At 65.7% G+C, this 13,605-nt stretch carries 9 protein-coding genes and 3 rRNA genes; 11 read left to right on the forward strand and 1 reads right to left on the reverse strand.

All coding sequences use genetic code 11. From position 1 onward, the window contains the following. Positions 1-2: 2 nt before the first annotated feature. A complete protein-coding gene (locus tag OIE75_RS21200) occupies positions 3-1,007 on the forward strand; it encodes a GlxA family transcriptional regulator (protein ID WP_307014207.1) in 1,005 nt (334 codons plus the stop codon). On the opposite strand, the gene trpS is transcribed toward OIE75_RS21200, so the two are convergent. Continuing rightward, entirely contained in the window at positions 962-1,972 is a 1,011-nt protein-coding gene (gene trpS / locus OIE75_RS21205; RefSeq protein WP_329471814.1) for a tryptophan--tRNA ligase, read from the reverse strand. The genes OIE75_RS21200 and trpS overlap by 46 nt on opposite strands. An 821-nt stretch (positions 1,973-2,793) precedes the next feature. Here trpS and OIE75_RS21210 point away from each other — a divergent pair. From OIE75_RS21210 to OIE75_RS21255, 10 genes are all read left to right on the forward strand, one after another. After that, positions 2,794-4,319, forward strand: a 16S ribosomal RNA gene (locus tag OIE75_RS21210). 311 nt (positions 4,320-4,630) lie between these two features. Beyond that, positions 4,631-7,752 (forward strand): 23S ribosomal RNA (locus OIE75_RS21215). A gap of 87 nt (positions 7,753-7,839) precedes the next feature. After that, positions 7,840-7,956, forward strand: a 5S ribosomal RNA gene (gene rrf, locus OIE75_RS21220). The 16S, 23S and 5S rRNA genes sit together here, the layout of an rRNA operon. Before the next feature lie 63 nt (positions 7,957-8,019). Beyond that, positions 8,020-8,667 (forward strand): HAD family hydrolase, encoded by a 648-nt coding sequence (locus OIE75_RS21225; protein ID WP_122615540.1) that lies wholly within the window; start codon positions 8,020-8,022, stop codon positions 8,665-8,667. Positions 8,668-8,735: 68 nt separating this feature from the next. Beyond that, positions 8,736-9,446: a VC0807 family protein gene (locus OIE75_RS21230; protein ID WP_329471815.1), complete on the forward strand. Its 711-nt coding sequence runs from the start codon at positions 8,736-8,738 to the stop codon at positions 9,444-9,446. 23 nt (positions 9,447-9,469) lie between these two features. After that, positions 9,470-10,705, forward strand: coding sequence for an MFS transporter (locus OIE75_RS21235; protein WP_307014212.1), 1,236 nt, complete (start codon positions 9,470-9,472; stop codon positions 10,703-10,705). Continuing rightward, entirely contained in the window at positions 10,656-11,828 is a 1,173-nt protein-coding gene (locus tag OIE75_RS21240; protein ID WP_329471816.1) for an acetoin utilization protein AcuC, read from the forward strand. Before OIE75_RS21235 ends, OIE75_RS21240 begins: the two co-directional genes overlap by 50 nt. 247 nt (positions 11,829-12,075) lie before the next feature. Then, positions 12,076-12,891 carry a phosphatase gene (locus tag OIE75_RS21245; RefSeq protein ID WP_307014215.1) on the forward strand — a complete coding sequence of 272 codons (816 nt, stop codon included), beginning with the start codon at positions 12,076-12,078 and terminating at the stop codon, positions 12,889-12,891. 129 nt (positions 12,892-13,020) lie between these two features. Then, entirely contained in the window at positions 13,021-13,233 is a 213-nt protein-coding gene (locus tag OIE75_RS21250; protein ID WP_004984898.1) for a helix-turn-helix domain-containing protein, read from the forward strand. A 108-nt stretch (positions 13,234-13,341) separates the two neighbouring features. Further along, complete coding sequence (locus OIE75_RS21255) at positions 13,342-13,440, forward strand: 30S ribosomal protein bS22 (RefSeq protein WP_003948845.1); 99 nt, start codon at positions 13,342-13,344, stop codon at positions 13,438-13,440. The last annotated feature ends 165 nt before the right edge of the window (positions 13,441-13,605 follow it).

The raw sequence follows: 13,605 nt of genomic DNA on the forward strand, positions 1-13,605 counted from the left end.
TCATGGCGCCCGAATCCGCGGCACCGGCCCGGCCCTACCGCGTAGCCCTCGTGGCCTTCCCCGGCATCCGGGCCTTCGACGTCTCCGTCATCACCGAGGTCTGGGGCACCGACCGCACCGACCGCGGCGCCCCCGCCTTCGACCTGCGCCGGGTCGCCGCCGACCGCGCGAACCCGGTCCCGATGCGCGGCGGCCTCGCCCTCCACCCCGACCGCGCCCTCGGCTGGCTGGACCGCGCCGACCTCGTCGTGGTCCCGGGCCTCGACGACCACCTCACCCCGGCGCCCGCCCCCGTCCTCGACGCCCTCCGCCGTGCCCATGCCCGCGGCACCACCGTCGCCGCCCTGTGCGGCGGCGCCTTCACCCTCGCCCAGGCCGGCCTGCTCGACGGCCGCCGCGCCATCACCCACTGGCGGCTGATCGACCTCCTGCGGACCCACCACCCCCGTGTCACCGTGGTCCCCGACGCCCTCTTCATCGAGGACGACAACATCTGGACCGCCGCCGGCACGGCGGCCGGCATCGACCTCTGCCTCCACCTGGTCCGCCTGGCCCACGGCGCCGAAGCCGCCGCCACCATCGCCCGCTCGATGGTCACCGCCCCGTTCCGCACCGGCACCCAGGCCCAGTTCATCGAGCGGCCCACACCCCGGGCCGACCGTGACGCCGACACCCTCGCCGCCGTCCGCGAACACGCCCTGCGCCACCTCCACGAGCCGCTCACGGTCGCCGACCTGGCCGCCCGCGCCGACATGTCCCCCCGCTCCTTCGCCCGTCACTTCACGGCCGAGACCGGCACCACCCCCCTGCGCTGGCTCCTCGGCCAGCGCGTCGCCGCCGCCCAGCGACTCCTCGAACGCACCGACCTGCCCATGCCCGAGGTCGCCCGCCGGGCGGGCTTCGGCAGCGAGGTCACGATGCGCCAGCACTTCGCATCGCGCCTCGCCACCAGCCCCCGCGCCTACCGGTCCGCGTTCACGGGCGGCAACAGCCCGATCGCCCGGTAGGCCGCGTCCACGGTCGGCCGGGCCATGCCCCGCGCCTTCTCCGCGCCCTCCCGCAGCACACCCTCGACGTAACCGGGATCCGCGCACAGCTCCTGATGCCGCCGCTGCACGGGCCGCAGCACCTCGACCACGGCCTCCGCGGTGTCCTTCTTCAGCGCGCCGTACGAGTCGTACGCCTCAGCCAGCTCCGCCGGTTCGCCACCCACGCAGGCGGCGAGGATCTCCAGCAGGTTCGCGAGCCCCGGCCGCTCCTCCCGGTCGTACACGACCTCGCGCCCGCTGTCGGTCACCGCCCGCATGACCTTCTTCCGCACCACGTCCGCCTCGTCCAGCAGATAGACGATCCCGGGCCCGACGTCGTCGCTCTTCCCCATCTTCGAGGCCGGCTCCTGCAGATTCATCACCCGGGCCGCCACCGCCGGATTCGTGGCCCGTGGCACCACGAACGTGTGCCCGTACCGCTGGTTGAACCGCACCGCGAGATCCCGCGCCAGCTCCACGTGCTGCGTCTGGTCGTGCCCGACCGGCACCTCGTCCGTCCCGTACGCCAGGATGTCCGCCGCCATCAGCACGGGATACGTCAGCAGTGACAGCCGCACACTCCCGCCCCGCTCCCGCTCCCGCGCGGCCTTCTCCTTGTACTGGATCATCCGCCGCATCTCCCCGTCGGTCGCGACGCACTCCAGTACGTACGACAGCCGGGCGTGCTCGTCCACGTGACTCTGTACGAACACGGTGCACAGGCCGGGGTCCAGCCCCGCCGCCAGCAACAGCGAGGCCGCCTGCCGGCTCAGTCTGCGCACCCGCGCCGGATCGTGGTCCACGGTCAGCGCGTGCAGGTCCACGACGCAGAACAGCGCGTCGGACCGGTGCTGGTCCACCGCGGCCCACTGCCGCATGGCTCCCAGGTAGTTCCCCAGCGTCAGGTGCCCCGTCGGCTTGACCCCACTGAAGACCCTCGTCATCTCTCCACCTCCTGGTCAGGGCCGCCGCCACCCGCCGGCCGCCCCTCCTGGAGGGAGATACGAGAACGGCCGCCGAAGCGGCGGCCGTTGAGTGCATACGTGACTACGGCCGCCGTCAGGCGGCCCACCAGAGCTGGCTACACGTACGCGTCGTCATGGGCCCCACAGTACGCCCACGACTGCCGCCCCGACCCGGATTTGACACGGCCCACCCGCACTCGTAGTGTGCTCCGAGTTGTCCGACGTGAGCGCCGACCCCGGTCGGTCCCCGGACAGCGATTCCGCAAGTACCCATCACTCTTCGACGAACAGTCGCTCTGTCGGTGCGTGTATTTACGGAATGAGGAATCCACGTTCGAAAGGACGCGGCCCCCGATTGGCTCGGGAGCCGGGGAATCCGCTAGAGTCTCACCTCGTCGGAACGGCCCGAGGGCCGGGAAGACAACCCCCTCTGACGGGGAATCAGAGCCCGAAAGGATCTGATAGAGTCGGAACCGCCGGAAAGGGAAACGCGAAAGCGGGAACCTGGAAAGCACCGAGGAAATCGGATCGGAAAGATCTGATAGAGTCGGAAACGCAAGACCGAAGGGAAGCGCCCGGAGGAAAGCCCGAGAGGGTGAGTACAAAGGAAGCGTCCGTTCCTTGAGAACTCAACAGCGTGCCAAAAGTCAACGCCAGATATGTTGATACCTCCGGCCTGATCGGTTCATCCGGTTCAGGTTGAGGTTCCTTTGAAATACACACAGCGAGGACGCTGTGGACGGTCGGATTATTCCTTCGACCGTTCCGCTCTCGTGGTGTCACCCGATTACGGGTAAACATTCACGGAGAGTTTGATCCTGGCTCAGGACGAACGCTGGCGGCGTGCTTAACACATGCAAGTCGAACGATGAACCACTTCGGTGGGGATTAGTGGCGAACGGGTGAGTAACACGTGGGCAATCTGCCCTGCACTCTGGGACAAGCCCTGGAAACGGGGTCTAATACCGGATACTGAACCTCGCAGGCATCTGTGAGGGTCGAAAGCTCCGGCGGTGCAGGATGAGCCCGCGGCCTATCAGCTAGTTGGTGAGGTAATGGCTCACCAAGGCGACGACGGGTAGCCGGCCTGAGAGGGCGACCGGCCACACTGGGACTGAGACACGGCCCAGACTCCTACGGGAGGCAGCAGTGGGGAATATTGCACAATGGGCGAAAGCCTGATGCAGCGACGCCGCGTGAGGGATGACGGCCTTCGGGTTGTAAACCTCTTTCAGCAGGGAAGAAGCGAAAGTGACGGTACCTGCAGAAGAAGCGCCGGCTAACTACGTGCCAGCAGCCGCGGTAATACGTAGGGCGCAAGCGTTGTCCGGAATTATTGGGCGTAAAGAGCTCGTAGGCGGCTTGTCACGTCGATTGTGAAAGCCCGGGGCTTAACCCCGGGTCTGCAGTCGATACGGGCAGGCTAGAGTTCGGTAGGGGAGATCGGAATTCCTGGTGTAGCGGTGAAATGCGCAGATATCAGGAGGAACACCGGTGGCGAAGGCGGATCTCTGGGCCGATACTGACGCTGAGGAGCGAAAGCGTGGGGAGCGAACAGGATTAGATACCCTGGTAGTCCACGCCGTAAACGGTGGGCACTAGGTGTGGGCAACATTCCACGTTGTCCGTGCCGCAGCTAACGCATTAAGTGCCCCGCCTGGGGAGTACGGCCGCAAGGCTAAAACTCAAAGGAATTGACGGGGGCCCGCACAAGCGGCGGAGCATGTGGCTTAATTCGACGCAACGCGAAGAACCTTACCAAGGCTTGACATACACCGGAAACGGCCAGAGATGGTCGCCCCCTTGTGGTCGGTGTACAGGTGGTGCATGGCTGTCGTCAGCTCGTGTCGTGAGATGTTGGGTTAAGTCCCGCAACGAGCGCAACCCTTGTCCCGTGTTGCCAGCAGGCCCTTGTGGTGCTGGGGACTCACGGGAGACCGCCGGGGTCAACTCGGAGGAAGGTGGGGACGACGTCAAGTCATCATGCCCCTTATGTCTTGGGCTGCACACGTGCTACAATGGCCGGTACAATGAGCTGCGATACCGCAAGGTGGAGCGAATCTCAAAAAGCCGGTCTCAGTTCGGATTGGGGTCTGCAACTCGACCCCATGAAGTCGGAGTCGCTAGTAATCGCAGATCAGCATTGCTGCGGTGAATACGTTCCCGGGCCTTGTACACACCGCCCGTCACGTCACGAAAGTCGGTAACACCCGAAGCCGGTGGCCCAACCCCTTGTGGGAGGGAGCTGTCGAAGGTGGGACTGGCGATTGGGACGAAGTCGTAACAAGGTAGCCGTACCGGAAGGTGCGGCTGGATCACCTCCTTTCTAAGGAGCACTTCTTACCAGCCTCTGGCTGGTCAGAGGCCAGCATGCGAGCGAATGTCTCGCACTGGTTGCTCATGGGTGGAACGTTGACTATTCGGTCCGGTTTCGGGCCGGTGGCTGCCAGTACTGCTCTTCGGAGCGTGGAACGCACGATCACCGGACGGGACTTGGCCGGGCACGCTGTTGGGTATCTGAGGGCACGGCCGTATGGCTGGGTCTTCGGTGCCGGCCCCAGTGCACTCGGGATTCGTCCCGGGGTGATGGGTGGTTGGTCGTTGTTTGAGAACTGCACAGTGGACGCGAGCATCTGTGGCCAAGTTTTTAAGGGCGCACGGTGGATGCCTTGGCACCAGGAACCGATGAAGGACGTGGGAGGCCACGATAGTCCCCGGGGAGTCGTCAACCAGGCTTTGATCCGGGGGTTTCCGAATGGGGAAACCCGGCAGTCGTCATGGGCTGTCACCCGCTGCTGAACACATAGGCAGTGTGGAGGGAACGCGGGGAAGTGAAACATCTCAGTACCCGCAGGAAGAGAAAACAACCGTGATTCCGGGAGTAGTGGCGAGCGAAACCGGATGAGGCCAAACCGTATACGTGTGAGACCCGGCAGGGGTTGCGTGTGCGGGGTTGTGGGATCTCTCTTCCACGGTCTGCCGGCCGTGGGACGAGTCAGAAACCGTTGATGTAGGCGAAGGACATGCGAAAGGTCCGGCGTAGAGGGTAAGACCCCCGTAGTCGAAACATCAGCGGCTCGTTTGAGAGACACCCAAGTAGCACGGGGCCCGAGAAATCCCGTGTGAATCTGGCGGGACCACCCGCTAAGCCTAAATATTCCCTGGTGACCGATAGCGGATAGTACCGTGAGGGAATGGTGAAAAGTACCGCGGGAGCGGAGTGAAATAGTACCTGAAACCGTGTGCCTACAAGCCGTGGGAGCGTCGGACATCAAGCTTGCTTGGTGTCTCGTGACTGCGTGCCTTTTGAAGAATGAGCCTGCGAGTTTGCGGTGTGTTGCGAGGTTAACCCGAGTGGGGAAGCCGTAGCGAAAGCGAGTCCGAACAGGGCGATTCAGTAGCACGCTCAAGACCCGAAGCGGAGTGATCTAGCCATGGGCAGGTTGAAGCGGAGGTAAGACTTCGTGGAGGACCGAACCCACCAGGGTTGAAAACCTGGGGGATGACCTGTGGTTAGGGGTGAAAGGCCAATCAAACTCCGTGATAGCTGGTTCTCCCCGAAATGCATTTAGGTGCAGCGTCGTGTGTTTCTTGCCGGAGGTAGAGCACTGGATAGGCGATGGGCCCTACCGGGTTACTGACCTTAGCCAAACTCCGAATGCCGGTAAGTGAGAGCGCGGCAGTGAGACTGTGGGGGATAAGCTCCATGGTCGAGAGGGAAACAGCCCAGAGCATCGACTAAGGCCCCTAAGCGTACGCTAAGTGGGAAAGGATGTGGAGTCGCACAGACAACCAGGAGGTTGGCTTAGAAGCAGCCACCCTTGAAAGAGTGCGTAATAGCTCACTGGTCTAGTGATTCCGCGCCGACAATGTAGCGGGGCTCAAGCGTACCGCCGAAGTCGTGTCATTCATACAATAGGGCCAACGCCTGTATGGATGGGTAGGGGAGCGTCGTGTGCCGGGTGAAGCAGCCGCGGAAGCGAGTTGTGGACGGTTCACGAGTGAGAATGCAGGCATGAGTAGCGATACAAACGTGAGAAACGTTTGCGCCGATTGACTAAGGGTTCCTGGGTCAAGCTGATCTGCCCAGGGTAAGTCGGGACCTAAGGCGAGGCCGACAGGCGTAGTCGATGGATAACCGGTTGATATTCCGGTACCCGCTGTGAAGCGTCAAACATCGAGCATCGTGATGCTAAGGCCGTGAAGCCGCCCTGATCTCTTCGGAGTTGAGGGGAGTGGTGGAGCCGCCGAACCAAGCGGTTAGTAGGTGAGTGATGGGGTGACGCAGGAAGGTAGTCCATCCCGGGCGGTGGTTGTCCCGGGGTAAGGGTGTAGGCCGCAAGGTAGGTAAATCCGCCTTGCATACGGCTGAGACCTGATGCCGAGCCGATTGTGGTGAAGTGGATGATCCTATGCTGTCGAGAAAAGCCTCTAGCGAGTTTCATGGCGGCCCGTACCCTAAACCGACTCAGGTGGTCAGGTAGAGAATACCGAGGCGTTCGGGTGAACTATGGTTAAGGAACTCGGCAAAATGCCCCCGTAACTTCGGGAGAAGGGGGCCACATCCGGTGACGAGTCTTGCACTCCGAGCTGGGGGTGGCCGCAGAGACCAGCGAGAAGCGACTGTTTACTAAAAACACAGGTCCGTGCGAAGCCGTAAGGCGATGTATACGGACTGACGCCTGCCCGGTGCTGGAACGTTAAGGGGACCGGTTAGCTCCATTTCGGTGGGGCGAAGCTGAGAACTTAAGCGCCAGTAAACGGCGGTGGTAACTATAACCATCCTAAGGTAGCGAAATTCCTTGTCGGGTAAGTTCCGACCTGCACGAATGGCGTAACGACTTCTCGACTGTCTCAACCATAGGCCCGGTGAAATTGCACTACGAGTAAAGATGCTCGTTTCGCGCAGCAGGACGGAAAGACCCCGGGACCTTTACTACAGTTTGATATTGGTGTTCGGTTCGGCTTGTGTAGGATAGCTGGGAGACTTTGAAGCTCACACGCCAGTGTGGGTGGAGTCGTCGTTGAAATACCAGTCTGGTCGTGCTGGATGTCTAACCTGGGTCCGTGATCCGGATCAGGGACAGTGTCTGATGGGTAGTTTAACTGGGGCGGTTGCCTCCTAAAGAGTAACGGAGGCGCCCAAAGGTTCCCTCAGCCTGGTTGGCAATCAGGTGTTGAGTGTAAGTGCACAAGGGAGCTTGACTGTGAGACCGACGGGTCGAGCAGGGACGAAAGTCGGGACTAGTGATCCGGCGGTGGCTTGTGGAAGCGCCGTCGCTCAACGGATAAAAGGTACCCCGGGGATAACAGGCTGATCTTCCCCAAGAGTCCATATCGACGGGATGGTTTGGCACCTCGATGTCGGCTCGTCGCATCCTGGGGCTGGAGTCGGTCCCAAGGGTTGGGCTGTTCGCCCATTAAAGCGGTACGCGAGCTGGGTTTAGAACGTCGTGAGACAGTTCGGTCCCTATCCGCTGTGCGCGTAGGAGTCTTGAGAAGGGCTGTCCCTAGTACGAGAGGACCGGGACGGACGAACCTCTGGTGTGCCAGTTGTCCTGCCAAGGGCATGGCTGGTTGGCTACGTTCGGGAGGGATAACCGCTGAAAGCATCTAAGCGGGAAGCCTGCTTCGAGATGAGGACTCCCACCCCCTTGAGGGGTTAAGGCTCCCAGTAGACGACTGGGTTGATAGGCCGGATCTGGAAGCACCGCAAGGTGTGGAGGTGACCGGTACTAATAGGCCGAGGGCTTGTCCTCAGTTGCTCGCGTCCACTGTGTTGGTTCTGAAACCACGAACAACCCGCCCCCGGTCACAGGGGCGGCTGGTTGTCTGTTTCATAGTGTTTCGGTGGTCATAGCGTAGGGGAAACGCCCGGTTACATTCCGAACCCGGAAGCTAAGCCTTACAGCGCCGATGGTACTGCAGGGGGGACCCTGTGGGAGAGTAGGACGCCGCCGAACAATCATTGTATGAAAGCCCCGCACCGGGAACGGTGCGGGGCTTTCTGCGTTTAGGGTCTTTCTATGCGCTACGACCTGGTTATCTTCGACAACGACGGCGTCCTCGTCGACAGTGAGCCGATCTCCAATCGGCTGCTGGCCGGCTATCTGACGGAGCTGGGCCACCCGACGTCGTACGACGACTCCATTCGGGACTACATGGGCTCCGCGATGCACCGGATCCATGAGCTCATCCTGGAGCGGACGGGTCGGCGGCTGCCGGAGGACTTCGACGACGTGTTCCACGAGCGGGTCTTCGCCGCGTTCGAGCGTGAACTGGAGCCCGTGCCCGGGGCCGTCGGAGTGCTGGAGAAGCTCGCCGCGGACGGGGTGGCGTACTGCGTGGCCTCGTCCGGGAGTCATGAGCGGATCAGGGTCGGGCACCGGAAGACCGGGCTGGACCGGTGGTTCGACGACGAGCGGATCTTCAGTTCGCAGGACGTGGGGCGGGGGAAGCCGGCGCCGGATCTGTTCCTGCACGCGGCGGAGCGGATGGGAGTGGCGCCGGGGCGGTGCGTCGTGATCGAGGACAGCCCACTGGGCGTGCGCGCCGCCGTCGCCGCCGGGATGGACGTGTACGGGTTCACCGCGATGACGCCGGCCTCGAAGCTGACCGGAGCCGGGCGGCTGTTCGGTGACATGGGTGAGCTGGCCGACCTGTTGGCGAGCTGACATTTGTCCTGCGGAGCACTGGACGGTTGTTTCTACCGGGGCCCGCGCCCAGGCCCGATGATATGGGCATGACGACGAACACGGGCACGGGCACGGAACAGCAGCCTCGGGGCAAGCGTCGTACCTTCGTGTCGCTCTTCCTGGACGTGGGGGTGCCCATCGGGTCGTACTACCTGCTCAAGGGCGTGTTCGGGATGAGTGCGGTCGCCGCGCTCGGCTGGAGCACCGTGGTGCCCGTCCTGCGCACCGGGTGGGGTGTGCTGAAGCAGCGGGACGTGAACGCGCTCCCGCTGCTCATCCTCCTGGCCAATATCGTCGGTCTGCTGCTCAGCTTCGAGACGGGTGACGCCCGCCTGCTGCTGGTCAAGGACAGCGCGGTGGCCAGCTTGGTCGGGTTCGTGATGCTGGGGTCGGTGCTCGTGGGGCGGCCGATGATGACGGGGACCCTCAAGCCGTGGCTGGTCAAGGGGGACGCGGACCGGGAGGCGGCGTGGATGCGGCTGCGGCGGGAGTCGCGGGCGTTCCGGCGGGCGGAGCGGCTGTTCACCGGGGTGTGGGGGGCCGCCTTCGTCGGTGAGTGTGCGCTGCGGATCGTGGGGGTCTACTCGTTCTCGGTGGACACGATGGTCTGGCTCGGGACGGTCGTCATGATCGTCACGATGCTGTTGGCCTTCGTGGTCAGCGGTGCGCTCGGGGCCGGTCCGATGACCCACATGATCGGCGCCAACGTCCGTGAAGCTGAGGAGAATTCATCTTTGGCTGGATCTACCCACGGGTAGGCCGGGGCCCTACGCTCGCCGCCATGACTGATGTGCTGCGGCGCGGTAGGGCTTCGCTCGCGTTCGGCTTCTTCGCCCAGGGCGTCGCCTTCGCCCTGCTGGTCACCCGGATTCCGGCCATTCAGGACCGGTACGGCGTCTCCGACGCGCTGCTGCCGGTGTTCCTCGCCGCGGTGCCGATCCTGGCCGGCGCCGGGAGTGTGGCGACCGAGCGTCTGGTGCGCCGGGTGCGGCCGAGCCGGGTGCTGCGCTGGTCCCAGCCGGTGGTGCTGCTGTCCCTGCTCGGCGTCGGGGCGGGGGACCGGATGGTGGTGCTGGCCGTGGCGCTCGGCGTCTTCGGGCTGGCCGTGGGAGCGCTGGACGCGTCGATGAACATGCTCGGCGTGAGTCTGCAACGGGCGTACGGGCGCAGCATCATGCTCGGGTTCCACGCTGCGTACAGCCTGGGCGGGATTCTCGGGGCCTCGCTGGCGTGGGTGGGGGCGCACTGGGATCTGGCGCTGTGGGTGTCGTATCTGCCGGTCGTCGTCCTGTTGTTGCCGGCGGCGCTGGTGGGGAGCCGCTGGTACGTCGACGGGGACCGGAGTGGGGCGGCGCGGGCGGCCGGGCCGGGTGGGGGCGGTGCGGGGGTCGGGTTCAAGCTGCTGCTGCCGCTGTGTCTGGTGATGTCGTTCGCGTACATCGGTGACTCGACCGTCTCCAACTGGAGTGCGAAGTACCTCCAGGACGTGCTGGGGAGTTCGGAGCAGCTCGCGACGGTGCCCTACAACGTGTACATGGTGACCACGCTGGTCGGGCGGGCGGTCGGGGACTTCGGGGTGCGGCGGTTCGGGGCCGTTGCGGTGGTGCGGAGCGGGGCGGTCGTCGCGGCGGTGGGGTTCGCGGTGGTGGCGGGGGCGCCGGGGGCCTGGGTGGGGATGCTCGGGTTCACGCTGCTGGGGCTGGGGTTGTGCGTGCTGGTACCGCAGACGTTCGCCGCGGCGGGGCGGCTCGCCACCGAGAAGGACGGTCCCGGGGCGTCGGACGCGGCGGTGGCGCGGCTCAACGTGTTCAACTACGTCGGCTTCCTGATCGGTTCGCCGTTGGTGGGAGCGCTCGGCGACGCCTGGAGCTACCGCGGGGCGATGCTCGTACCGATGGTGTTGGTGCTGGTGACGGTCGTGTACGCCCGGTCGTTCGAGACTCAACCGGACCGATACGGTGGCGGGCATGAGCGGCCGCGCACAGCTGATGTGGGACGAGGCAGTAACGGGCTATGACTTCGGGCCGGAGCATCCGATGGATCCGGTCCGGCTGGCCCTGACGCGAAGTCTGGTCGGCGCCCTCGGGATCGACCGGGAGGTGGAGGTCGTCGCGGCGCGGGCGGCCGGCGAGTCGACGCTGCGGCTCGTGCACCGGCAGGACTACATCGACGCGGTGAAGGCGGCGTCGGTGGATCCGGGCGCGGCGGACGGGTCGTACGGGCTGGGGACCGTCGACGACCCTGCCTTCGCGCGGATGCACGAGGTGTCGGCGCTGATCGCCGGGCAGTCGGTGGGGGCGGCGGAGGCGGTCTGGCGCGGTCAGGCGCTGCACGCGGTGAACTTCGCGGGCGGGCTGCACCACGCGATGCCGGGCGCGGCCTCCGGGTTCTGCGTGTACAACGACGCGGCGCTGGCGATCGCGCGGCTGCTGGAGCTGGGGGCCGAGCGGGTCGCGTACGTCGATGTGGACGTGCACCACGGGGACGGGGTGCAGGCGGCGTTCTGGGAGGACCCGCGGGTTCTGACGGTGTCGCTGCACGAGCATCCGCGGACGCTGTTCCCGCAGACCGGGTGGCCCGAGGAGACGGGCGCGGAGTGCGCCGAGGGGTCGGCGGTGAACATCGCCCTGCCGGCGGGGACCGGGGACGCGGGATGGGTGCGGGCGTTCCACGCGGTGGTGCCGGAGGTGCTCGCGGACTTCCGGCCGCAGGTGCTGGTGACGCAGCACGGGGCGGACACGCACTTCGAGGATCCGCTGGCGCATCTCGCGGTGTCGCTGGACGCGCAGCGGGCGGTGCAGGTGGCCTGTCACGAGCTGGCGCACGAGTACGCCGAGGGGCGGTGGGTGGCGCTCGGCGGGGGCGGGTACGCCGTGGTGGACGTGGTGCCCCGGTCGTGGGCGCACCTGGTGGGGATCGCGGCGGGGCGGCCGGTGGAGCCGGAGACGGTGATTCCCGAGGGGTGGCGGCAGGAGGTGTTCGCGCGGACGCGGCAGCTGGGGCCGATGCGGATGACCGATGGGCGGTGGCCGGTGGGGTGGGCCTCGTGGGAGGAGGGGTACGACCCCGCGGACCGGCTGGATCAGGCGGTGGTGGCGGCTCGGCGGGCGGTGTTTCCGTTGCGGGGGTTGTTGGCGTGACGTCTGGTCGACGCGCGGTTCGGTGATCCGGCGTGGGCGTGGGCGTGGGCCGGGGGTGGGTGTCGCGGGCCGGCGCCGGCCGGGTGCCGCTGCGCCCACCCGTGCCGCCCCTGGGGGCACCTCAGGCCGTTCAGCCACTGGGGGAGGCACGATTGCCCGCAGCAGGAAGGCTGCGGGGTTACGCCGTCCGTGCGTCGGTTGCCCGGTTTTGCCGCCTGGAGGGGGCCGGACCCGGCAGCATCGGGGGGTGCTGACGCGTGGGGCTCTGCGGGCTCATCTGGTGGAGGTGCGGCTTGCCGGGGTGGTGGCGACTGCCCGGGAGGTGAGTCTGCGGAGTTACCGGTTGTTCGCCGCGCGGGATCCCCGGGTGCTGATCGGGATCGATCCGGTGCGGGACTGGGGGCACCGGGAGCTGGTCGCGTTGATGGCGGAGAGGTGTGGGGTCTCGGCCGATCCGCGGGATACTTCGGGCCAGGACGTGATCGACCCCGAGCGGACCCTCGCGGCGCTGGACGCCTTCGCGGGCAGGCTCGCCGCCGTCGCTCAGCGTCGTGCCCCGGTCCTCCTCGGCACGGGGCATCCGCATCGACTGCTCGGTTTCTACGTCGCCTTGGCCGAGGCGTTGTCGGCGGCGGGATGTACTGTCCTCACCCCGGCGCAGGGTCGCTGTGTCGACATAACGACCCGGTTCGGTCTACGCACGTACCGCCTCGACTACGTCCGGGGCGTCGCGTTGCTGCGAGGGGACGGCGGTGGTCGCGCCGGTGGTGAGCCGGGCGCACACACCCACTCGCCGCTCCCGGTTCGTACCGCGCTGGCCGCTGCGGCCGAGGCGGGCGGGCCGCTGCCCGAGCTGGTGATCGGGGATCACGGGTGGGTCTGCGGAGCAGGTCAGCTGGGGTTCGAGGCCATCGGGCCGGCCGACACGGACGATCCCGCGCTCTTCGTCGGGGAGGCCGAGGGGTTCGTATCCGTCGTCGTTCCACTTGATGACGCTGTGCGCTCCGAGTACTACAGACCGCTCACCCGCTACGTACTCAATCGGGCGTGTCTGTCACGGTAGGGAAGCGATGGGTGCACCTCTTCCCCATTCGCATCACCCGCCCCTACATTGGGGAGTGAGCACGCAGCGACGAAGAGTCACCGGAAGGGGAAGCCGGTGGCCGTCGAGTGCGGAAGGTTCAGGTGTGTCATGGCTGCAGCTGGCGAAAGGCCTCTGAACGAGGTTCAGTTCCTTACCGTGGCGGAAGTCGCCTCGGTGATGCGCGTGTCCAAGATGACCGTGTACCGGTTGGTGCACAGCGGTCATCTGCCCGCGATCCGGGTGGGACGGTCGTTCCGCGTCCCGGAGCAAGCGGTTCACGAGTACCTCCGCGAGAGTTACGTGGGGGTGGAAACGGCCTGACGGCCTCGATTACGACCTCAGCGCTCGGGCGGGTAGGCTGGCCCCTCGTAGGTCGTGTGGGCCCATGGCGCTCACCAACCGAGTGATGAGAAGTGAGCGAGGGTAGTCGTGGGCTCTGTTATCAAGAAGCGGCGCAAGCGGATGGCCAAGAAGAAGCACCGCAAGCTGCTGAAGCGCACGCGCGTTCAGCGTCGCAACAAGAAGTAAGCGACGCTGCGCCGTCAGCGTGTCCTGTGGCCCTCCACCGCATCCGGTGGGGGGCCACAGCCGTATGCCGGTATCCGGGGGATCCGGCGCGGGGCGGGACCGCGAATTCTCGTCACCTGCTGCATCCGGCGGTCATCACAGCGCAACACCGACCGGCTAAGTTGG

This window comes from Streptomyces sp. NBC_01723 (genome assembly GCF_036246005.1).
Taxonomy (GTDB): domain Bacteria; phylum Actinomycetota; class Actinomycetes; order Streptomycetales; family Streptomycetaceae; genus Streptomyces.